This is a genomic window from Pseudomonas sp. FW300-N2A2 (assembly GCF_017351735.1).
GTDB classification, from domain to species: domain Bacteria; phylum Pseudomonadota; class Gammaproteobacteria; order Pseudomonadales; family Pseudomonadaceae; genus Aquipseudomonas; species Aquipseudomonas migulae.
On the sequence record NZ_JACNDU010000006.1, the window covers coordinates 225,383 to 246,058 of the forward strand.

Here is a 20,676-nt window from a genome sequence, read left to right on the forward strand (position 1 = left end):
GGCAGCCCGTTCTGATGGCCGGTAAACACCTGAGCCCTCAGTTCAAGGAGATACTCATGAAACGTTCTGTACTGTTAGGTCTGTTCGTTACTGTCTCGCTGATGGCATCCCCCTCGTTTGCCGCTGAAGACCTCTGTGCGGTCAACATTAAAACCATCGAAAATGCCAGGGCACAGACTCCTCCAGAAATGTCTGATCAGGTAATGGACAGCGTCAAGCAAGCCAAAGCCGATCAGGCAAAAGGCACCAAGGAAGGGACTGACGATTGCATCGCCGAGACAGAACAAACGATCAAGCAAATCAAGGACGCGAACAAAGGCGGGAAGTAACCCGGCACAATGCAGACCTTCGGGTGGGCTTTCCTGGCGTTCAACTCGCAGGCTTGTTGCTCATCAAGATTCACAGAGCAACAGGCCAGGGAGCGCTCAGGATGGCTCCACCCAATGCGAAACAAACCAAAACCCGCCAAATGCGGGTTTTGTTGCTTCTGGGGTTTGGGCATGCATGGACCTTTTTTCCATAGCCCTTGGGTGAAAAGCGAATTCTTGCGCAGCGTCGTAGTCTTTTAGTTAGGGCCGATCAATCGTGGCTTGTTTTTCGACCTCGGCCGAGCCCCCGCCCCTATGGCAGCACCAAGACTACCCGTACAAGGAAATACCCATGAAACGTACCGCGATCGCTGGTTTGCTCATGTCTGCTGCACTGTTGGCTTCTCCCGTATTTGCAGCGGACAACGACCTGTGTACGAGCAAGCTGCAACAGCTCAAAGCCAAAGTGAATGCACTGCCGGCGAGCCCTGACAACACCACAATGGAGATCAAAAGACTGCTGGCCAGCGCCGAAGCTTCAAAAGCTGCCGGGGACGACAAAAAATGCGTCACCGAGGCCACCCAAGGATTGTCGCTGGCAAACTGAGCAAAGATCCCGACCCATGATCACTCGCGCCAAGCATCGGGTGGCCTTCTGAGCCACGTTGGCGTACACTGCGCAGGCTTGCTGCTCACTTTGATTCACAGAGCAACAGGCACGGGGCCGTTTAGGATTCGACGCCGGTCGCGAAACTTTAGGTGCATGCCGAGTTGGTAACAGAACTCGTAAATCCACTGTTGCAACTTCTTATAGTTGCCAATGACGAAACCTACGGGGAATACGCTCTCGCTGCGTAAGCAGCCTTAGCCCTTCCCTTCTGGTACCTTCGGGTCCAGCAATCATCAGGGGATGTCTGTAAACCCAAAGTGATTGTCATATAGAACAGAATCGCCGTGCAGTACGTTGTGGACGAAGCGGCTAAAACTTACACAACTCGCCCAAAGCACCCTGCCCGTCGGGTCGCTGAGGGTTAACTTAATAGACACGGCTACGCATGTAGTACCGACAGCGGAGTACTGGCGGACGGGGGTTCAAATCCCCCCGGCTCCACCAAACAAGCTAGACAAAAAAGGCACTTGGCGATTATCGCAAGTGCCTTTTTTGTGTCCGCATGGTTGGGCTTCGCTCGTTGATCAGTCGCCAGGCAGCCTGACGAAAGGAGCAGCGTCTCTTCAGGATCGCGCATTCGTTGCAACATCTACCCCCCACATCGCCATCAGTCACAAGGGGTGGCTATAGCAACGCCTTGATCACGCGTTGTCGCTGAAAATAAAGAAAGCCGCAAATCCTCGGAAAATTGAATTTTTACGGCTTTTTTACCTGGGGGCTCTCCATTCAATTCGGCCAACCACCTAAAACGCCACACCTCCATACGCGGTGCGCCATAGCAAACGATTTGATGAGTACATGACCCACGACTACTTCAGGATTTCGCATCGGACCCTATTCAGTACATAAGGACCGAACTGTTGTGTGCTTAAATATTTCAAGACACCTCCATGATGCTCACCGCAATAAATATCAAGATACTCAAGCATCTTTTCACTGGATATCACGGGCACTCCAGCCTTATCCAGGAGTTTATCAACCATCCCCCGGCCTCCTGCAGTCTCTGAAAAAGCGACTGAAAAAGGCGCAAGCGTAGAAACGCCAAGACCGTAAAACTGATACTGCATCGCCGTCGTTGCTGCGCCCATTACAGGATAAATAGCTTCAAAGGGCACACCAACCCCCCATACAACTATCGGATAATCAGGGAAGTCGTGAAAAGACTCACTGGCTGCTACTATTCTATTTTTTGAGCCTTCAACTTCCGGATATAAATTTGCCACCGTGATCAACGCAGCTACAAGCGGAATAGCGACACTCAACTTCTTGCGCCACCCCGAAGCCATTACAGTAAAAAACGGAGCAATTAACAGCAAGCCGACAAGTGGAACATATACCCGCAAGATCCCAGGGCGCCCCAACAACCCAAATGCAAACATCGCAGAAACACACAAACCCCAACTTACCGCCAATCGCCAACTTGGCCTGATTAATAGCAACGATAACGCAGCCAATACAGAAACCAAGAGCACAGGATGCCACAAGACCTGGATTCCTAGCCAACCGTTACCCAGTGCAATGTCCTGAGTCGGCACGGCACCCAACTCGTCCAGCATTGCCTGTAATACTTGCGGCTTTGCAACAACTGAATCCACAAAAAACCAGTTTTCTATCAGGCTTACATCATTAGAACTGTAACCATGGTGCGATAGAATATCCTGCCGCTGCTTAAGGTTTTCTGCAGCACCAAAATCCGTAAAAGGGGCGCGCGCCGGGTTAAGCTCACTGAATGCTCCCCATTCGTCGCCCTGATAGGCTCGGTGGTCGATGAAGGCTGCTACTGCCACCGCCAAAGCGAGAACAACAAAAGAAATTTTCGCCTGTTTTAGTAAAAGTATTTTTTTCCAGCGAAGTAGCGGCCATGCAACGAGAAGCACCAGCAAAAACTCATGACTTCTAATCATATAGCTAAAAAAGGCTAGAACACAGCCGTACACCAACATTCGAAAATCACGTTCCCTCTCATACAAATGCCAGCAGACAAATGCGGCCACCATCAAAAAACCAGAGTTAATGGTGAATTGAGGAAAAAGTGTTGGGCGCGCAAGCAAAAGTACTAATACAGACAAACAACCCAAGTAACTCACGCCAAGCCGGAACAGCCCATTAACAACAAACGCCCCAACTACAACCAGAGTCCCCATGGTTGCAATGGAATAACCTAATACACCATTAACTTCCGGAATAAATCGTACAAAGTACCCCCACAAAACGTTTGAAAACATAAGGGTCGGTGGAGAACCACTGGATGCAATACCATAACCATGAGCGATCATCGACATTGCAACATCATCATTTGTTTCCCATATCGGAAACAACAATGAACAAAGCAACAATACAAAACAAGTGACCAGAGCGAAAGAGCCGGCTAAAATCAGGCGCTTCGAATTCATGACTGGCTTAACTTTAAAATCAATCACAAACTTCCACCATTTCTTCCACAAAGACAACCAGCATGACGACATCCTTTGCTGCAATTCGACCACTGTTATTTTTTTAACAACTATTAAATTAGACGATACTTTACAATAAAGCCCTGCACTCCACCTATTGTTTTTCTAAAATATTTCGGTATCAGCCGGCTGTTAAAACAGTACCACGATCCGGACGCCTACTCATACTGGTCGTGTTTTTTTGTTGAGCTCCCACCACTCTCGGTCGACGTAATGTCCTGGCTCAGAAAAAGGCTCCTGGTGGTTTTCCCAGTGCCTTTTTTTGTGCCAGTAGAATCGCCAACGAGACTACATCAACGTGTCGTACTCCAGGTCTTCCAGCGCCGTGGACAGTCGTTGCAGCCCCAACAACGCACACCAGCAACGACAGCGTGAACCCGTAACCAAAGAAGCCTCGGCCAAGGCGAATTACCGCCCTTCAGTAAGCAAGCATGCTCACCGAAAGAGCGCCCTTCTCCACAGCAATGACTTTGCGCCGCGTCAATCGGGCAAGTTCGGCGAGTTTCGCTTGCGTGAGGCCACGATTCATACGCTTTCCGCGTTTTTTTCTATGAACGAAGTTTCATGGCCCTCCTACACTCAATCCGCACAAGCCCACAACGCAGAGTCGCCATGACCACCCTCAAAGACCGCTTGAAGCAAGGCAAGGACGCTCGAAAAAACTGCCCTCGCAGTGCTCAGGCGGCCACCGGAAAAACCAATCGTGACCCGCTGCCGTTGATCAAGCGCTCCAGCGAGGGACGGGTCAATTCTCTGGTCGAGTTGCGCTACGGTCGCATGCTGGTGTCGCCGTTCACCTTTTATCGCGGCAACGCGCTGTTGCAGGCTCACGACCTGGCCGGCACGGCGAACATGGGTCTGGTGTCGACGATCTGCGGTGACAGTCACTTGATGAACTTCGGCGGTTTCGCCACGCCAGAGCGCAACCTGCTGTTCAGCGTCAATGACTTCGATGAGGTCCATCCCGGCCCCTGGGAGTGGGATGTCAAACGTCTGGTGGCGAGTTTCATGGTGGCCGCCCGTGACCTGCGCCACGGCGAAACCGTGGAAGAAAACGTCTGCCGCGAAGTGGTCGCCGCGTATCAGCAAACGATGCTCGAGTGCGCGGAGCAAAGTGCGTTGGAGACTTGGTACGAGTCCATCAGTTATGACGATCTGCGGCAACAGGCGAGTAAAGCCACGCTGGAGCACGTGGAGCGCGCCATCGCCAAAGCCGAACGCCGCACCCATGCCGAATTGTTGCCGAAAATCAGTGAACGTGACGCCGCAGGCCGTCTGATCATTCGCGATGACCTGCCGGAAATTTTCCATCTGCACAAAAACACCACGCTGCTGGATGCCGACGATGACTGGCTCCGGCTCGCGGACTGGCGACCGCTCTACGAGACGTTCATGAGTGAGTACCGGACGACCCTGCAAGCCGACCGGCGCGGGCTGCTGTCGCGCTTCAATGTTCAGGACCTGGCGTTCAAAGTGGTCGGCGTCGGCAGTGTCGGCACGCGCTGCCTGGTGGCGCTGCTGACTGACGAGCAAGAGTTCCCGTTGTTCCTGCAATTCAAGGAAGCACGGCGGTCGGTGCTCGCCGATTACGTGAAGGCCAAGTCTCGCGTGCGGCATAACGGTCAGCGCGTGGTCGATGGCCAACGGCTGATGCAGTCCGCCAGTGATCTGTTCCTCGGCTGGACCACCGGCCCCAACGGTCGCCATTTTTACGTGCGCCAGTTGCGCGACATGAAAATCTCCGCCGAACTGGAAACCTTCGACGCCGAAGCCTTTGCCGCCTACGGCCGAATCTGCGGCCGCGCCCTCGCCCGTGCGCACGCCAAATCGTCCGGGCACGCTGCGCAGATCAGCGGTTATATCGGCAAAAGCGATGCGCTGGCCGATGCGCTGTTCAAGTATGCGAAAACCTACACCGAACAGAATGACCGCGACTTCGAACGCTTCCAGCAAGCCTGTCGCAAGGGGCGTTTGCGGGCACGGTCGGAGGCGGATTTTGCGGCCGATCATTTGCCGTAAGCCCCGACTTTGCCGCGGCGCAGATGAATTTTTCTTCACCCCATCGCGCCCCGGCAACCGGTACATTGCGCTCGCTCATTCAAGAAACTACGGTTTGCCCGCCCTCCCGCGGGCTTTTTTTTGGGTTCTTCACGGATTACCGGGAAAGACGCTCTTGGTCTTCATGAAAAAGAATTCGCTGTCCCGGTAACCGTACGCCATCCGCTTGATGACTTTGCTCACGGATTACGCGTACGACCGCAGTCGCCTGTAGGAGCGAGCCTGCTCGCGATGGCGGCTTCACTGTCGATAAAAATGTCGTCGTCATTGCAGGACATCTCCTACCAAAAACGAAGAAAACGCCCACAGATTTTTAAGGTTGTTGCTCGGAAGCGGGCTCTTTAGTCTTTGCTTGTCACTGAAAACTCAGTGATCGGGTGTGAGATCCCCGGCTCAGCAATTGGAAACGAGCGCCAGTCCCCCCATAATTGCCGCCAGCTATTCGCTGTCCGCAATACTTTATGGCGGCTGTGTGCGGGCAGACTTTGGTCTGGCCGGGTTCCTTTTGCCGGTGATCTCACTCCGCACATAGCTGCCACCTCTTCGCCGAGTGAGATCGGGAGTTGATGGCTCCGACTACGAAAGGAACCTTCTAGTGGATAAATTAATCCCCGATCCCCCCACCAACAAACCCTATCGCCCCAGCCCCTTTTTCACGATTCTCCCCGACATCGGCACTGAAAACCTCCTCGCCCATGCCTGCGAGTCATTGGCATCCGCCAGCGTCATGACCAGCGATTTAGCCACCTACCTCGACGGTTCACAGCGCAACACCGCGCTGGCCATTGCGCAGATCATCATGCTGGCGGAGCTGGCAGTGAACCAGGCACTGGATAACGTTGATCCGCAGGAGTAGGCAGGCATACCGCGTCATCGTTAATCGCGAGCAGGCTCGCTCCCACACTGGACCGCGTTCCCTTGCGGGAGCGAGCCTGCTCGCGATGACGGACGGCCAGCCGACAGTGATGTCATCTGATCCACCGGCACATCCAGCCGCGCTCGCCCATAAAACGCCAACGCCGTCAGCAAACACGCCAGCCACACGAAGATCCCGGCCCAGAACGTGTGGGACATGTAGTGCCAGCCTTGCAGGACCCGCGTCGTGCCGTAGACAAAACCGAGCAGCAGCGAGCCGTACATCAGCGCTTTCGAATAGCGCCAGCGATAGCGGCGCGCCACGAAGTACAACGCCAGCATGGTGAACCCGCCCGAAGCATGCCCGCCCGGCCAGCAGCGCCCCTCACCGGCTTCCCTGAACAGTTGGAAGTTTTCGTACCACTCCATGTGGGCAATTTTCCCGCCATACAGGGTCGTTTCAATCGGGCAATACACGCTGGTGTGCGCCTTGAGGAAATGGATCACCCCGGTGCAAATGGCAAACGCGAACACTACAAACAGAAAATCCCGACGATGGTCATAGGCAAACTTCAGGACCGGAGCGGCTTTACTCCGCTCCAGAAATCGGCCAAGACGCGGTCGCTTTTGCGGGTTGATCAGCGGCCAGACAAACGACAGCATCGCGCCGATCAAGGCAATTTCAGCCGTCCAGTTCGGAATGATGCGCGCCCATTTATGGGTGAGTTTTTCAAAGAAGTGAATCTGGTCGAGCGGGAAGGTCTGGGTCAGCGGATCAAAAAAAAGATTACTGAACGCGATGTCGATTTTGGTCATGTCGAACATCAGAAAAACGACGGCTGCGCAGGCCAATGGAATACCGAAGTTGAAATAGTAAAAACGCATGGGATTACTCATTGGCTGGTCACCGAGCGCCAGTCGGAAGCTTCGATATAACCAAGCATTCGCGGCGCCTGTAGCGATTCGGCGGAGATAAACAAAGAGGCGCCATAGCCAAGAGTGGCCGTCGGCAACTTGAGGCCTTTCTCGATCTGCGCCATGCATTCACTGTGGGTCACCAGAATCAGATTACGCCCTGGCACTTTGTGCGCCAGCGCGTCACGCAACATAGTGCCCTTGCAATTGATCAACCACTCCTCATGGGTACTCACCTTGTTGAACATGTAGGAGGCCGTCTGCGCGGTCCGCATCATCGGGCTGTTGTAAATGTCAGCCTCGCTCAGGCCGAGCCTTTCGAATTGCGCGCCGACACTCACGGCGACGCTGCGCGAACGATCCGTGATGCCGTCATTGCCCGTCAGACACGCGGCCGTCGAGTGATCGCAGCGCTCGACATGGCGCACCAGCACAATCATGTCGCCCTTGGCCCAACCGGATAACAACGCCCGGGCGCCCGAGACATTGCCATGGGCCAGGTCCGGAACGGCGGCAGGCCGCAACAGCCAGACGGTCAACGGGATCACCAACAGCGCCGAGGCGAGTACCACTGCGGTGTTTCGATAGCGGGTAAAACGGCTCAGATCAATCGAGCGTTTGACCCCGAACAGACTCAGTCTCAATTCCACATCAGGCCGCCTCACCGGCATGCATCACTTACATTCGATGCCGCGAGGGTAGAGAGGCTCGCGTCGGCAGCCGGTGAAACCCATGTGAAAAAAAGCTTAAGCCCCCTGCAAAAACTTTTGTTACAGAACCGTCTGACAAAATCCTTTCAGCTCTCGCGATTGCTGCCGATACAGACCTGCTACACACCCTTGGCTACCAAAAACAACAATCTTCCAGCCAACCGACGACCAAAAGCGCAACGTTCCTGGAGGAATTTGATGAATAGCTGGTTCGGCAACATCAGCGTGAACATGAAACTGGGCCTGGGGTTTGGCCTGGTCCTGGCACTGACCTGCGTCCTCGCCCTGACCGGCTGGACGAGCCTGGGCAGCCTGATTGACCGCAGCAACTGGATGAGCGACATCACCCAGCTCAATGCCGGCCTGACCAAACTGCGTGTGGTTCGCTTGCAATACATGCTGACCAACGGCGATGAAACCACTGCGCAGAACGTCCAGACCACCCTGGATGCGTTTGCCGCTCAGCAACAAGCGCTGCTGGTGAAGTTCAAGAGCCCGGAAAACCTCAAGCTGCTCAAAGAGCAAGGTACGCAAATTGACGCGTACAAAACGTCCCTGAACAAAATGCGCAGCGCCTACCGCGCCGGCAACAGCGCGCGCGACGCCATGGGCGCCAACGCGGAAAACGCGAATTCGCTGATCAACGCCATCAGTACCCGCGTACAACAAATGCCGTTGAGCGATCAGCGCTTCGAACAATTCCAGGCCATCACCGCCGCCAAGGAAGCGTTCATGCTGGCCCGCTACGAAGTGCGCGGTTATACCGCGACCACCAACGCCGAGACCGAGCAGAAAGCCGTCGGCCAACTGGACGCGGCCATCGCCAGCCTGAAACAGCTCAATGTGCAATTCGCCGACACTATGCTGGACGAGTTGCGCCAACTGGAAACGGCATTGAGCAATTACCGCAGCGCTTTGCAGGCTTATAAAGCCGCGAGCAACGATGCTGTGCAGGCGCGCAAGGAAATGACCGATCAGGGCGCCGCCATCGTGACCCTGAGTGAGCAGCTGTATCAGATCCAGCTCGACCGTCGTGACGCCGAAAGCGCACAAGCCCGCACCCTGCAACTGATCAGCACCTTGCTGGCGTTGCTGGTCGGGATCATTGCCGCCGTCATCATCACCCGTCAGATCACCCGCCCGCTGCGCGACACGCTGGCAGTGGTCGAGCGCATCGCCGGCGGCGACCTGTCCCAGGACGTCAAAGTGACGCGCCGCGATGAACTCGGCGTGCTGCAACAAGGCATCGCGCGCATGGGCGTGACCCTGCGTGACCTGATCAGCGGTATCCGCGACGGCGTCACCCAGATCGCCAGCGCCGCCGAAGAACTGTCCGCCGTGACCGGGCAGACCAGCGCCGGCGTTAACAGCCAGAAGATCGAGACCGATCAGGTGGCCACCGCCATGCACGAGATGACCGCCACCGTGCAGGAAGTCGCGCGCAATGCCGAAGAAGCGTCACAAGCAGCGGCCGCCGCCGACGGCGAAGCCCGCGAAGGCGACAAAGTGGTCAACGAAGCCATCGCTCAGATCGAGCGCCTGGCCAGCGAAGTGGTGCGTTCCACCGAAGCCATGAGTGTGCTGCAACACGAAAGCGACAAGATCGGCAGCGTCATGGACGTGATCAAGGCCGTGGCCGAACAGACCAACCTGCTGGCGCTCAACGCTGCCATTGAAGCGGCGCGCGCCGGTGAAGCCGGTCGTGGTTTTGCCGTGGTGGCCGATGAAGTGCGTGGCCTGGCCCAGCGCACGCAGAAATCCACCGAGGAAATCGAAGGCCTGGTGGCCGGTTTGCAGAACGGCACGCAACAAGTGTCCGCCGTGATGAACAACAGCCGCGCCCTCACCGACAGCAGCGTCGCCCTGACCCGCAAGGCCGGCGTGTCACTGGAAAATATCACCCGCACGGTGTCCAACATCCAGTCGATGAACCAGCAGATCGCTGCCGCCGCCGAACAGCAAAGCGCCGTGGCCGAAGAGATCAGCCGCAGCATCATCAACGTACGCGACGTGTCCGAACAGACCGCCGCTGCCAGCGACGAAACCGCTAAATCCAGTGTTGAACTGGCGCGGTTGGGTAATCAGTTGCAGATGATGGTGAGTCACTTCAGGGTTTGACGTTCACTTTGCGGTGAATGGAAGACCGCATTCGCGGGCAAGCCACGCTCCCACAGGTTTCGCGTCGTTCAATGTATGTGCGAACGACATAAGACCTGTAGGAGCGTGGCTTGCCCGCGAATGCAATCGAACAGACAACGGATACCTGGGATCAGCCCTTAGCCTCGCTTTCACCGCCTTAACGCAGAGGCAGATCTAACTCGATACCACCACTCTCTCTGAATCGATTATTGATTCGACTCCCCAAACCGCAGGTACGACCATTCGGGTCTAGCGCTTTCCTCAAGATGAAGAGAGCCTCTTCTTCAACTGAACGGCAATTACTCTCTGCCGCGATTCGCAATTGCTCGTAGAACTGCGGATCAAGATCGCCAATGGTAATGCTGGTCATAAGCGCCGCCTGTGCTCGTCAAAATCGAATGGACGACACTATCACGAGGCGTGATTTTTCCTGCCGCGTTACACACTAATCGCATTGGTAAACACCAACCGATTCCCGAACGGATCAGCGATGGTCATGTCCTGGCTGCCCCACGGCATGGCCTGAATCTGTGGGTGCGAAAACGTGTAGTCCTTGGCCAGCAATTGCTGCTGAAATGCCTCCAGCTCATCGGTCTCGATGCGCAGCGCCGAGCCCGGTGTGCTGTCGCCGTGATGTTCCGACAGGTGCAACACGCATTCGCCGCGGGAGACTTGCAGGTACAGCGGGAAATTCGGCTCGAAACGGTGCTGCCAGTCGATCTTGAAACCGAGGAAGTCGACGTAGAACTCCACGGCCTTGTTTTCGTCGAAAATCCGCAGGATCGGGGTGGTTTTGCCGAAGCTCATCAAGTTGCTCCCAGACTGGTAAGGCCCAGAGTGTAGCCGGGCTAGTGTCAGCGCTTCGGCTTGGCGATGGCTTTCTTTAATTGCAATGTGCCACCACGTGAAGCAGTTCAAAAGATTTGTCGACTGGCTGATCGCTTTCGCCGGCAAGCCTGGCTCCTACAGGGGTTTGTGGAGGCTCTGAAAACCGTCACGCAAATCGCCTTCCCGCGCCAGGAACCGCCCTTCCCTTTTGCCGTTCGCCTGCCCTTCGCTGTAACTCAACACACCGTTGACCCACACCCCGTCGATGCCTTCTGCCGCCCGTTGCGGATCGTTGAAATCCGCGACATCACGAATCGTTGCAGGATCGAACAACACCAGGTCCGCCCAATGCCCTTCACGGATTTCACCCCGCTCCTTCAAGCCGAATCGCGCCGCGGACAACCCGGTCATTTTGTGTACCGCGGTGTGCAGCGGAAACAGCCCGACATCGCGACTGAAATGTCCGAGGACGCGTGGGAAAGCGCCCCACAAACGTGGATGCGGGAACGGGTCTTCCGGCAAGCCGTCGGAGCCGACCATCGACAGCGGATGCGCGAGGATGCTTCGTACGTCTGCCTCGTCCATTCCGTAGTACACCGCGCCAGCCGGTTGCAGCCGGCGAGCGGCTTCCAGCAGCGGAACGTTCCACTCGGCGGCGATATCCATCAGGTCGCGGCCACCGAGTTCCGGGTGCGGCGTGGACCAGGTGATGGTGATGCGGTGCGCATCGGTCACTTGCTTGAGGTCCAGGGTCGAAGAACTTGCCGCGTAGGGATAGCAATCGCAGCCCACCGGGTGGGTTTTCGCGGCCTCTTCAAGTGAGGCCAACAGTTGCGGACTGCGCCCCCAGTTACCGGCGCCGGCACATTTGAGGTGGGAAATGATCACCGGTGATTGCGCATGACGGCCGATCTGGAACGCCTCGTCCATGGCCTCCAGCACGGGCTCGAATTCGCTGCGCAAATGCGTGGTGTACACCGCGCCGAACGCGGTCAGTTCTTCGGTCAGTTGCATCACTTCATCGGTGGACGCCGAGAACGCGCTGGCGTACGCCAGACCAGTGGACAGACCCAACGCGCCGGCTTCAAGGCTTTCGCGCAGTTGCTCACGCATCGCGCTGATTTCATCCGGCGTGGCCGTACGAAACAGGTCGTCGAGGTGATTACTGCGCAACGCGGTGTGGCCGACCAGAGCGGCGACGTTCAACGTGGTGTTTGCCGCTTCGACCGCCGCGCGGTAGTCGCGGAATGTTGGGTAAACAAAGGCCGCCGAGGTGCCGAGCAGGTTCATCGGGTCTGGCGGATCGCCCTTCAAGCTCACCGGAGAAGCGCTGATCCCGCAGTTGCCGACGATCACCGTGGTCACGCCCTGGCTGAGCTTGGGCAGCATTTGCGGCTGGCGGATCACCACCGTGTCGTCGTGGGTGTGCACGTCGATGAAACCTGGCGCCAGCACTCGGCCAGCGGCGTCGATTTCTTCGGTGGCGGTGGCGTCGTGCAGGTCGCCGATGCGCTCGATGCGGCCATGCAGAATCGCCACGTCGGCGGGGTAACCGGGGGCGTTGCTGCCGTCGATGATCAGGGCGTTGCGAATCAGCGTGTCGTACATCATGTCAGTCTCCCAGCGGCAAGTGATCGTCGCCGCCGCGGTAATCGTCGAGGGCGAGTTTGATCCGCCGCAGACGTTCTTGATTGTCTTCAGGATTGGCCAGCGCCAGCTCGGTTGCGAGCACGTCGATGGCCAGCAGCATGCCGTAGCGCGCCGCCGTGGGTTTGTAGATGAACGAGGTTTCCGCACTTTGCAGTGGCAGCACGATGTCGGCCAGTTGCGCCAACGGCGAGTCGCTGCGTGTGATGGCCAAAATTCTTGCGCCGTAGTTGCGGGCCAGTTCCACCGTTTCGAGCAACTCGGGGGTGATGCCGGTCAGCGAACAGACGATGACCACGTGCTCGGCACTGAGGCTGGCTGCGGTGACCCGCATCATCACCGGGTCGTGGCACACCGAAATCGGGTAGCCGAAGCGCACCAGCCGCACTTGCAGTTCATCGCTGCACAAGGTCGAGCAACCGCCCATGCCGAAGGCATGAATCATCCGCGCCTTGCCCAACAGTTTCACCGCGTCGGCGAAGCGCGACTCGTCGAACGCCGACAGGTGCTGACGCAACGTCGACTCGATGTCGCCCACAATCTGCCCATAGAACGCCGACTGATCGGGCGTGCCCGCCGGGTCGAGAAAACGGCTGCCGACGCCGCTGGCCTGCGCCAGTTGCAGGCGCAGGTCGCGCAAGTCGCGGCAACCCACCGTGCGGGCGAAACGCGACAGCGTGGCGGTGCTGACTTCCGCTCTCAGCGCCAGCTCGTCGAGGCTGGCGGCAGAGGCAAATCCTACGTCGTCGAGCATCAGTCGCGCGATGCGTCCTTCGCCGGCGCTGAAGGAATCCTGACGGGCGCGGATCTGGTAGAGGATGTCCATGGCAAGCGGCTCCGGTTAAATCAGGTAAGAAAGACCCACGGTCAACGCAAAGGCGACCAGCGAAATAATGGTCTCCAGCACGGTCCAGGTCTTGAACGTCTGGGTGACGCTCATGTTGAAGTATTCCTTGATCAACCAGAAGCCGCCGTCGTTGACGTGGGAAAAGATTACCGACCCGGCGCCGGTCGCCAGCACCAGCAACTCCGGATGCGGATAACCCAGACCGATGGCCACCGGCGCGACAATGCCGGAGGCGGTGGTCATGGCCACGGTGGCGGAACCGGTGGCGATGCGCATCAGCGCGGCGAACAGCCAGCCCATCAGCAGCGGCGACAGGTGAAACTCATGAGCCAGGCTGACGATCTGGTCGGTGACCCCGGCGTCCACCAGGATCCGGTTCAAGCCGCCACCGGCGCCGACCAGCAAGGTGATGCTGGCGGTCGGTGCCAGGCATTCGTTGGTGAACTTGAGGATCGATTCACGGTTGAAGCCCTGGGCGAGGCCGAGGGTCCAGAAGCTCAGCAGGGTCGCCAGCAACAGCGCGATCACCGAGTTGCCGATGAACAGCAAAAACTGGTTGAAGCCGCTGCCCGGCGTGGAGATCAGGTTGGCCCAGCCGCCGATCAGCATCAACAGCACCGGCAACAGAATGGTCGCCATGGTGATGCCGAAACCCGGCAGGCTGTCGCGCGGTTCGCGCTCAAGGAACTGCCGTTCCAGCGGGTTTTCCGCCGGCAGTTGAATGCGCGGCACGATGAATTTGGCGTACAGCGGGCCGGCAATAATCGCCGTCGGAATGCCGATCAAAATCGCATACATCAACGTCTGCCCGACCGACGCCTGATACACCTGCACCGCCAGCATCGCCGCCGGGTGCGGCGGCACCAGCGCATGCACCACCGACAGCCCGGCGACCATCGGCAAACCGACCATCAAAATCGACACACCGACGCGGCGCGCCACGGTAAACGCGATCGGCACCAGCAACACAAAACCGACTTCGAAGAACAACGGCAGCCCGACCAGGAACGCGATGCACACCATCGCCCAATGCGCGTTCTTCTCGCCGAAACGGTCGATCAAAGTGCGCGCCACCTGCTCGGCGCCGCCGGACTCGGCCATCATCTTGCCGAGCATCGTGCCCAGCGCCACCACCAGCGCAATGTGCCCCAGGGTCTTGCCGACACCGGCCTCGTAGGCGCCGACCACCCCGGACGGCGGCATGCCGGCGAGCAATGCCAGGCCGATGGACACCAGGGTGATGACGATGAAGGGATTAAGCCGGTAACGGGCGATCAGAACGATCAGCGCGATGATGGCGATGGCGGCATACACCAGCAGCCAATAGCCGAAGGACAGGGTCATGCGGTACTCCTCGAAAGGGTCACGTCGAAAGTTTTGTGAAACTCTTAAAACATTTCGAAGCGTTAAACTCAAACGAGGTGAAAGTAATTTTCGTAGAGGGGTAAGGGTTGTCGCGCAGAGATATGCGAGGTCGGTGAATATGAAAATCGGGCAGACGGATTTACATCCGCCCCCCCCCCTGTGGGAGCGAGACCGGCTTGCCGGCGATGGGCGTCAACGATAACGCGCACTTCCTGAATCAACGCGTTGTCTGAACGTTTTTCGCGAGCAGGCTCGCTCCTACAGGGAATGGCCGCAGCCCAGAGGATTGATAGATCAGTCGTGACTGACCCGGGCACGCTTGAGCAACTTCTTGCAGCGTTCGGACAGGTGCAACACCCGCAGATGCTTGCCCGCCTTGGCGTAACGTTCGCGCAGGGTCTTCAGCGCCGCGATGGCCGAGTAGTCGACGAAGCTCAGGTGACGACAATCAATCGTCACCACGGACGGGTCATTGGCAGGATCGAACTGGTTGAGAAACGGTGTAGTCGAGGCAAAAAACAGCGTGCCATGCAGCAGGTAAAGCTTGCTGCCGTCGGTTTCGAGGTGACTGTCGGCATACAGCTCGCGGGCCTGCTGCCAGGCAAAGTTGAGCGCTGCAATGATGATCCCGCAAAGCACGGCGGTGGCCAGGTCGGTGAACACCGTGATGACCGTCACGGCGACGATCACCAGCACGTCGTTCAGCGGAACCTTGTTGACCACCCGCAGCGAAGCCCAGGCGAAGGTTTGCTGTGACACCACGAACATCACCCCGACCAGTGCGGCCAGCGGAATGCGCTCGATCAGCGGCGACAAAAACAAAATGAACAGCAGAATCAGCACGCCGGCCACCACGCCGGAAAGCCGACCTCGGCCACCGGAGCTGAGGTTGATCACGGTCTGGCCGATCATCGCGCAGCCGCCCATGCCGCCAAACACACCGGAGACCATGTTGGCCGCGCCCAGCGCCACACACTCACGATCCGGGAAGCCACGGCTCTCGGTGATTTCGTCGGTCAGGTTCAGGGTCAACAGGGTTTCCAGCAGGCCGACCAGCGCCATCAATATTGCGTAAGGGGCGATGATGCGCAGGGTGTCCAGCGTCCACGGAATGTCTGGCAAGGCCAGCGTCGGCAAGCCACCGGCGATGTGCGCCATGTCACCCAGTGTGCGGGTCGGCAAGCCGAGCAGGTACACCGCCAGCCCGACGCCCAGAATCGCCACCAGCGCTGGCGGCACGGCACGGGTCAGTCGCGGCAGCAGATAGACGATCGCCATCGTCAGCGCCACCAATCCGCTCATCACATAAAGCGGTGAGCCGCTGAGCCAGTTGTCACCACTCTTGAAGTGTTCCAGTTGCGCCAGCGCGATGATGATCGCCAGGCCGTTGACGAAGCCGAGCATCACCGGATGCGGCACCATCCGCACCAGTTTGCCGAGCTTCAGCAACCCGAACGCCAGCATGATCAACCCGCCCAGCAACACCGTCGCGAGCAAGTACTGCACACCGTGCTGCACCACCAGCGCGACGATCACCACGGCCATCGAACCGGCCGCACCCGACACCATGCCCGGCCGACCACCGAACAGCGCGGTCAGGGTGCAAATGATGAACGCGCCGTACAGGCCCATCAGCGGGTTGAGGTGAGCCACCAGCGCGAAGGCGATGCATTCTGGCAACAAGGCGAAAGAGGTGGTGAGCCCGGCCAGGACATCGGCGCGCAGACGGTTTGCTTTCATGGGGAGGACTGGACACAACTGGGGAAGAGGGGGCGGATGGTACGGAATTGAGGGCGGCCCGGCCAGTTGCGGTGCTGCTGAAGACGCCTTCGCGGGCAAGCCTCGCTCCTACAGGGGTTGTGTCGTTCACCCATTTTGTGAGCGACACAACCCCTGTAGGAGCGAGCGGTGCGGCGATCCGACTTGCCCGCGAAGACCGATGACGCGGTCTAAAGCGAACTCACACCATCTCGTTAAGAATCCACTCAACCACCGAAGTCCGCTTCGGCACCCAACCCAGCAACTCCCGCGCATGCTTGCCGCGCACCCGGCTGTTGGAACCCAAACCGTAGTTGGCCATTTCATAACCCCACTCGGCTTCGGCCTCTTTCAGCGGCCAGTCTTGCGGCTCAGCGAGATTCAACGCCTGGGCAATCGCCGTGGTCATGTCGACGAACGACGCTTCACCGCTCTCAACGAAATAGAACGTGCCCGGTATGTTTTTGGTCAGCGCCAGCAGGTACAGGGACACCACGTCTTCGATGTGCACGTTGGACCAGATGTTCCGGCCGGTGCCGACATGCCGAACCACGCCACTTTTGCGTGCCTGTTTCAGCAGGCGCGGCAACTGCACGCTGTCGCGATTGACGCCCAGGCTGCGGCCGTAGATCAGCGTGTTACAGATGACCGCCGAGTTCACCTCGTCGTTCGCCGCATCGAGGATCAGGTTGTCGATGGCCACGCGGGCCGCCTTGTCGACAGTAGGCTCCGGCAGCGTGTCTTCGTAATAAATGGCGTCGCCGAACTGGCCGCCCGACGCATCGCCGACGATGCTCGAACCGCTGGTGTGCAGGAACACCTTGTTGGAACCGCGCAAGGCATTGACCAAGGCTTCCACCGCGCCGCGATGGTCGCTGCTGGCGGCATTGATCACCGCGTCGGCAGCGCGGGCCTGTTCGGCCAATAGTGCGCTGTCGTCAAGAGTGCCGATGACCGCCGTGATGCCCAACGCGCTCAGCTCATTGGCTTGTTCGCTGCTGCGCACCAGGCCGGTGACCTTGTGGCCAGCGCGAACCAGGCCCGTAGCGATGGAGCCGCCGATGAAACCTGCAGCGCCGGTAACGAATACGTTCATGGAGAAACTCCCTGCGTGAATAAGTGATGCAACGAGTATCAAGCAGTCATCACGACTGAAAAATCCCCGTTGACCCAATTCACTCTTGCGCAGGAGTCATGAATCAACCTTCGAAATCCGCATTCGCGTACACCGCCAATTTGCCCTGGATAAAGTCCAGGAAGCACTGAATCCGCAGGGCCAGCTGCGAGTTGCGGTAATAGACCGCGTTGATCGGCTGGCGATAACCGCTGTTGAAATCCGCCAGCAGCACTTTCAGGCGCCCGGCACGGATGTCTTCGATGGTCATGAAATGCGACAGGCTGGCAATGCCCTGACCTTCCAGCGCCAGGTGCCTGATCGTCTCGCCGCTGGACGCGCTGATGGACGCCTGAATCGGCCAGCGATCGCCATGCACATAACGCAGCGGCCATTGGTTGAGGCCTTCATTGTGGGTGAAGCCCAACAGCGCATGCCCGCTCAGGTCCTCGACCACCAGCGGTGTGCCGTGTTGCTCAAGGTAAGCCGGGCTGGCGACGATGTGCAGCGGGCTGCAACCCAGCGAGCGGGCATGCAGGGTCGAGTCGGCCAGCGTGCCGATGCGGATGGCGATGTCGGTGCTTTGTTCGAGCAGGTCGATGATCAGGTCGTTGCTGTTGAGTTCGAGCTGGATGTCCGGGTAGAGCCGGCGGAACTCGTCGATGTACGGCACGATGGCGTGCAGCATGAACGGCGAGGCGGCGTTGATCCGCAGACGCCCGGACGGGGTTTGCTGACGTGAACTGAGGCGTTCTTCAAGTTCCTCCATCTGATCGAGAATCAGTTTGGCGTGCTCGAAGAAATACTTGCCCTCCTCCGTCAGGTCCATGCGCCGCGTGGTGCGGTTGATCAGCGTGGTATCGAGCTTGGCCTCCAGCCGCGACAACGTGCGGCTGACCGCCGAAGGCGTCTGCCCGACCTGTTCGGCCGCAGCGGAAATCGATCCGCACTCAATCACGCAGACGAAAATCTGCAACTCATCGGATCTGGCTTTCACCTGTGTTCCCTATCGCTTTGTGTAGGAGCCAGCTTGCTGGCGATGGCGTCCTCAGGATTGCTATCGCCGGCAAGCCGGCTCCTACAGGTTCGGATTCCAGATGACGATAGTAGCCGAACCTTATGCTTTCAGGCCGAACACCTTGGTCAGGTGCTGCTCATAGCGCGCCACATCACTTTCGATGTTCGGGCGCTTCATCACGTCAACCGCCAGGAATGTCGGCAAACCGGTCATGCCGAGGAATTCGTTGGCCTTGTGGAACGGGAAGTACACCGCGTCCACGCCCTTGCCTTCGAAGAAGTCGGTCGGGTCGTCGAAAGCTTGCTGCGGCGCGTTCCAGGTCAGCGACAACATGTATTGCTTGCCCTGCACCAAACCACCGCTGCCGTACTTTTGCGAAGCATCGGAACGGGTGCGGCCGTCACTGGCGTAGAGGCTGCCGTAGCCTTCGGTGAAGACTTCGTCGATGTACTTTTTCACCGTCCACGGCGCGCCCATCCACCAGCCCGGCATTTGATAAATGATCACGTCGGCCCAGAGGAATTTGGCAACTTCTTCAGCGACGTCATAGCCCTCGTCGATGAACGTGGTTTTCATGTCAACGCCGCCACGATCCAGCACGCTCAACGCAGCTTCATGCAGGGTGGTGTTGTAGCGGCCATCGGAGTGCGCAAACTTTTTGCCGCCATTGAGCAACAGGACTTTTTTCATGAGGAATCTCGGAAGGGTCAGAAAGTGGATGGCGGCAGGTTAGCGACCGGCCTCGCGCGGAATAAGTCCTGAATTCGCAAAATTCATTTGACCTATACGCACGAATCAACAGGCGATTGTTGCCATAAACTGGCGCCGATTCTGACTTTGAGGAGACTCCTGATGAGTGAAATACAAGGCTTCATCCTGCACGCCAAAACCCGCCCGGAAAAATCCGACGCCTTCGAAGCGTTCTTCCGCGGTTATGTCGAAGCGAGTCGTGCCGAGCCAGGCTGCATCGAATACCACATGCTGCGCGACAAACAGGACCCAACACTGTTTATCTTCTTCGAGATCTGGCAATCCCAGGCGCACCTCGACGTGCACTCGAACCTGCCGCACATGAAGCAGTTCCTCGAACAGCGCGACGAATTCCTGGAACAGGATTTCGATATCCGTGCCATCGAGATGCTCAGCCCGTCGTCCGCTACCCGCTGATCAGCAAGTGGCCGCCGAGCACACCGAGGCCGATGAAGAACACGCGTTTGAACAGCACGGCGCTGATCCGCTGGCGCAGCCATTGCCCGAGCAACATGCCGAGCACCGCCGGGATCAGCGCCAGCAATGACGCGCTCAATTCGCCACCGCCCAGCGCCCCGCGCCACAACAGGCCGGCAGCGAGGGCGAGGGTCGATACGGTGAACGACAGGCCCAGCGCCTGCACCAGCTCATCCTTGTTCAAACCCAGTGCTTGCAGATACGGCACCGCCGGAATCACGAAGACGCCGGTGGCGGAAGTGATGACGCCGGTCAGCACGCCGCACAGTGGACCGAGCCAGCGCTCGGTCTGACGGCTGACGCGCAAGGTCGGCAGGAACAAACCGCTCAACGCATAGAGCAGCAATGCCGCGCCCAACCCCCGCACCACCCAATGACCACCCGCCATGCCAATCCAAACCGTCCCAGCACCGGTGCCGATGAAGATTGCCAGCAGCATCGGCCACAGCCGCCTGACCAACCCATGCAAATGCCCGCCGAATGCCAGTTGCCAGACGTTGGTCAGGGTCGCCGGAATGATCAGCAGCGCGGCAGCCTGCGACGGCGCCATAGCCAGACCGAGCAGCCCCATGGCGATGGTTGGCAGGCCTAGGCCGATCACGCCTTTGATCATGCCGGCCAGGAGGAAGGTGGCGATGACCAGCAGAGAAAGGGCCAGGCCAAGGTTTTGGTAGAACGTGGCGGGTGTATTCATGGGCTGATCCTGCGCCTGGATTGGCCGTGTGAAAATTCGCCATATACTGAGGGTGTCTCTTGTCTTGATA

General features: G+C 58.2%; 19 protein-coding genes, 1 other RNA gene and 3 pseudogenes. 8 read left to right on the forward strand and 15 right to left on the reverse strand.

Annotated elements, in window-relative coordinates; all coding sequences use genetic code 11:
- Positions 1 to 56: 56 nt before the first annotated feature.
- The 3 genes from J4E42_RS11795 (at position 57) to ssrA (ending at position 1,422) form a co-directional block, all read left to right on the forward strand.
- A complete protein-coding gene (locus tag J4E42_RS11795) occupies positions 57 to 329 on the forward strand; it encodes a hypothetical protein (RefSeq protein WP_008036547.1) in 273 nt (90 codons plus the stop codon).
- A 331-nt stretch (positions 330 to 660) separates the two neighbouring features.
- Positions 661 to 915 carry a hypothetical protein gene (locus tag J4E42_RS11800; RefSeq protein ID WP_192227683.1) on the forward strand — a complete coding sequence of 85 codons (255 nt, stop codon included), beginning with the start codon at positions 661 to 663 and terminating at the stop codon, positions 913 to 915.
- Between the two features lie 113 nt (positions 916 to 1,028).
- Positions 1,029 to 1,422: a transfer-messenger RNA gene (ssrA, locus tag J4E42_RS11805) on the forward strand.
- 365 nt (positions 1,423 to 1,787) lie between these two features.
- Here ssrA and J4E42_RS11810 read toward each other — a convergent pair.
- The 3 genes and pseudogenes from J4E42_RS11810 to J4E42_RS29445 form a co-directional block, all read right to left on the reverse strand.
- Complete coding sequence (locus tag J4E42_RS11810; protein ID WP_207285305.1) at positions 1,788 to 3,398, reverse strand: hypothetical protein; 1,611 nt, start codon at positions 3,396 to 3,398, stop codon at positions 1,788 to 1,790.
- A 321-nt stretch (positions 3,399 to 3,719) separates the two neighbouring features.
- Positions 3,720 to 3,834: pseudogene (locus J4E42_RS29440) on the reverse strand (hypothetical protein); the annotation flags it as partial.
- An 18-nt stretch (positions 3,835 to 3,852) separates the two neighbouring features.
- Positions 3,853 to 3,960, reverse strand: a pseudogene (locus J4E42_RS29445) (transcriptional regulator); the annotation flags it as partial.
- Between the two features lie 83 nt (positions 3,961 to 4,043).
- Between J4E42_RS29445 and J4E42_RS11815 the strand changes: the two are divergent.
- On the forward strand, positions 4,044 to 5,450 hold the full coding sequence (locus J4E42_RS11815) for a DUF2252 domain-containing protein (RefSeq protein ID WP_207285306.1): 1,407 nt from the start codon (positions 4,044 to 4,046) through the stop codon (positions 5,448 to 5,450).
- A 634-nt stretch (positions 5,451 to 6,084) separates the two neighbouring features.
- A complete protein-coding gene (locus tag J4E42_RS11820) occupies positions 6,085 to 6,345 on the forward strand; it encodes a DUF6124 family protein (RefSeq protein ID WP_192227671.1) in 261 nt (86 codons plus the stop codon).
- Positions 6,346 to 6,365: 20 nt separating this feature from the next.
- Here the strand turns inward: J4E42_RS11820 and J4E42_RS11825 are convergent, their stop codons facing one another.
- Positions 6,366 to 7,229 carry a phosphatase PAP2 family protein gene (locus J4E42_RS11825; RefSeq protein ID WP_207285307.1) on the reverse strand — a complete coding sequence of 288 codons (864 nt, stop codon included), beginning with the start codon at positions 7,227 to 7,229 and terminating at the stop codon, positions 6,366 to 6,368.
- An 8-nt stretch (positions 7,230 to 7,237) separates the two neighbouring features.
- Positions 7,238 to 7,909 carry a histidine phosphatase family protein gene (locus J4E42_RS11830; RefSeq protein WP_207285308.1) on the reverse strand — a complete coding sequence of 224 codons (672 nt, stop codon included), beginning with the start codon at positions 7,907 to 7,909 and terminating at the stop codon, positions 7,238 to 7,240.
- A gap of 393 nt (positions 7,910 to 8,302) precedes the next feature.
- On the opposite strand from J4E42_RS11830, the pseudogene J4E42_RS29705 reads away from it, so the two are divergent.
- A pseudogene (locus J4E42_RS29705) lies at positions 8,303 to 9,181 on the forward strand (methyl-accepting chemotaxis protein); the annotation flags it as partial.
- A gap of 201 nt (positions 9,182 to 9,382) precedes the next feature.
- Positions 9,383 to 10,087: a methyl-accepting chemotaxis protein gene (locus tag J4E42_RS29710; protein ID WP_404943245.1), complete on the forward strand. Its 705-nt coding sequence runs from the start codon at positions 9,383 to 9,385 to the stop codon at positions 10,085 to 10,087.
- A gap of 178 nt (positions 10,088 to 10,265) precedes the next feature.
- On the opposite strand, the gene J4E42_RS11840 is transcribed toward J4E42_RS29710, so the two are convergent.
- From J4E42_RS11840 to J4E42_RS11880, 9 genes are all read right to left on the reverse strand, one after another.
- Positions 10,266 to 10,478 carry a FitA-like ribbon-helix-helix domain-containing protein gene (locus J4E42_RS11840; RefSeq protein ID WP_207285309.1) on the reverse strand — a complete coding sequence of 71 codons (213 nt, stop codon included), beginning with the start codon at positions 10,476 to 10,478 and terminating at the stop codon, positions 10,266 to 10,268.
- A gap of 68 nt (positions 10,479 to 10,546) precedes the next feature.
- Positions 10,547 to 10,915, reverse strand: a complete 369-nt coding sequence (locus J4E42_RS11845; RefSeq protein ID WP_008036566.1) for a glyoxalase superfamily protein — start codon at positions 10,913 to 10,915, stop codon at positions 10,547 to 10,549.
- 156 nt (positions 10,916 to 11,071) lie between these two features.
- On the reverse strand, positions 11,072 to 12,547 hold the full coding sequence (locus tag J4E42_RS11850) for an amidohydrolase family protein (RefSeq protein ID WP_207285310.1): 1,476 nt from the start codon (positions 12,545 to 12,547) through the stop codon (positions 11,072 to 11,074).
- Position 12,548: 1 nt separating this feature from the next.
- Positions 12,549 to 13,409, reverse strand: a complete 861-nt coding sequence (locus tag J4E42_RS11855) for a MurR/RpiR family transcriptional regulator (protein WP_008029861.1) — start codon at positions 13,407 to 13,409, stop codon at positions 12,549 to 12,551.
- A gap of 15 nt (positions 13,410 to 13,424) precedes the next feature.
- Complete coding sequence (locus J4E42_RS11860) at positions 13,425 to 14,774, reverse strand: gluconate:H+ symporter (protein WP_192227665.1); 1,350 nt, start codon at positions 14,772 to 14,774, stop codon at positions 13,425 to 13,427.
- A 315-nt stretch (positions 14,775 to 15,089) separates the two neighbouring features.
- A complete protein-coding gene (locus J4E42_RS11865; protein WP_008040823.1) occupies positions 15,090 to 16,535 on the reverse strand; it encodes a SulP family inorganic anion transporter in 1,446 nt (481 codons plus the stop codon).
- Positions 16,536 to 16,755: 220 nt separating this feature from the next.
- On the reverse strand, positions 16,756 to 17,649 hold the full coding sequence (locus tag J4E42_RS11870; protein WP_207285311.1) for an NAD-dependent epimerase/dehydratase family protein: 894 nt from the start codon (positions 17,647 to 17,649) through the stop codon (positions 16,756 to 16,758).
- Between the two features lie 103 nt (positions 17,650 to 17,752).
- Positions 17,753 to 18,664 (reverse strand): LysR family transcriptional regulator, encoded by a 912-nt coding sequence (locus J4E42_RS11875; RefSeq protein WP_008024659.1) that lies wholly within the window; start codon positions 18,662 to 18,664, stop codon positions 17,753 to 17,755.
- 120 nt (positions 18,665 to 18,784) lie between these two features.
- Positions 18,785 to 19,375 carry an NAD(P)H-dependent oxidoreductase gene (locus tag J4E42_RS11880; protein WP_207285312.1) on the reverse strand — a complete coding sequence of 197 codons (591 nt, stop codon included), beginning with the start codon at positions 19,373 to 19,375 and terminating at the stop codon, positions 18,785 to 18,787.
- A gap of 162 nt (positions 19,376 to 19,537) precedes the next feature.
- Here J4E42_RS11880 and J4E42_RS11885 point away from each other — a divergent pair, with 162 nt between their 5' ends.
- Complete coding sequence (locus J4E42_RS11885; protein ID WP_008024657.1) at positions 19,538 to 19,852, forward strand: putative quinol monooxygenase; 315 nt, start codon at positions 19,538 to 19,540, stop codon at positions 19,850 to 19,852.
- Here the strand turns inward: J4E42_RS11885 and J4E42_RS11890 are convergent.
- Positions 19,842 to 20,606 (reverse strand): sulfite exporter TauE/SafE family protein, encoded by a 765-nt coding sequence (locus J4E42_RS11890; protein ID WP_207285313.1) that lies wholly within the window; start codon positions 20,604 to 20,606, stop codon positions 19,842 to 19,844. The two genes, J4E42_RS11885 and J4E42_RS11890, sit on opposite strands and share 11 nt — an antisense overlap.
- Positions 20,607 to 20,676 lie beyond the last annotated feature (70 nt).

What these genes read in the sequence shown, in the direction of transcription:
- J4E42_RS11795 (WP_008036547.1), top strand. Translation starts at nt 57, where the DNA reads ATGAAACGTTCTGTACTGTTAGGTCTGTTCGTTACTGTCTCGCTGATG.
- J4E42_RS11800 (WP_192227683.1), top strand. Translation starts at nt 661, where the DNA reads ATGAAACGTACCGCGATCGCTGGTTTGCTCATGTCTGCTGCACTGTTG.
- J4E42_RS11815 (WP_207285306.1), top strand. Translation starts at nt 4,044, where the DNA reads ATGACCACCCTCAAAGACCGCTTGAAGCAAGGCAAGGACGCTCGAAAA.
- J4E42_RS11825 (WP_207285307.1), bottom strand. Translation starts at nt 7,229, where the DNA reads ATGCGTTTTTACTATTTCAACTTCGGTATTCCATTGGCCTGCGCAGCC.
- J4E42_RS29710 (WP_404943245.1), top strand. Translation starts at nt 9,383, where the DNA reads ATGACCGCCACCGTGCAGGAAGTCGCGCGCAATGCCGAAGAAGCGTCA.
- J4E42_RS11840 (WP_207285309.1), bottom strand. Translation starts at nt 10,478, where the DNA reads ATGACCAGCATTACCATTGGCGATCTTGATCCGCAGTTCTACGAGCAA.
- J4E42_RS11845 (WP_008036566.1), bottom strand. Translation starts at nt 10,915, where the DNA reads ATGAGCTTCGGCAAAACCACCCCGATCCTGCGGATTTTCGACGAAAAC.
- J4E42_RS11850 (WP_207285310.1), bottom strand. Translation starts at nt 12,547, where the DNA reads ATGATGTACGACACGCTGATTCGCAACGCCCTGATCATCGACGGCAGC.
- J4E42_RS11855 (WP_008029861.1), bottom strand. Translation starts at nt 13,409, where the DNA reads ATGGACATCCTCTACCAGATCCGCGCCCGTCAGGATTCCTTCAGCGCC.
- J4E42_RS11860 (WP_192227665.1), bottom strand. Translation starts at nt 14,774, where the DNA reads ATGACCCTGTCCTTCGGCTATTGGCTGCTGGTGTATGCCGCCATCGCC.
- J4E42_RS11865 (WP_008040823.1), bottom strand. Translation starts at nt 16,535, where the DNA reads ATGAAAGCAAACCGTCTGCGCGCCGATGTCCTGGCCGGGCTCACCACC.
- J4E42_RS11870 (WP_207285311.1), bottom strand. Translation starts at nt 17,649, where the DNA reads ATGAACGTATTCGTTACCGGCGCTGCAGGTTTCATCGGCGGCTCCATC.
- J4E42_RS11880 (WP_207285312.1), bottom strand. Translation starts at nt 19,375, where the DNA reads ATGAAAAAAGTCCTGTTGCTCAATGGCGGCAAAAAGTTTGCGCACTCC.
- J4E42_RS11885 (WP_008024657.1), top strand. Translation starts at nt 19,538, where the DNA reads ATGAGTGAAATACAAGGCTTCATCCTGCACGCCAAAACCCGCCCGGAA.
- J4E42_RS11890 (WP_207285313.1), bottom strand. Translation starts at nt 20,606, where the DNA reads ATGAATACACCCGCCACGTTCTACCAAAACCTTGGCCTGGCCCTTTCT.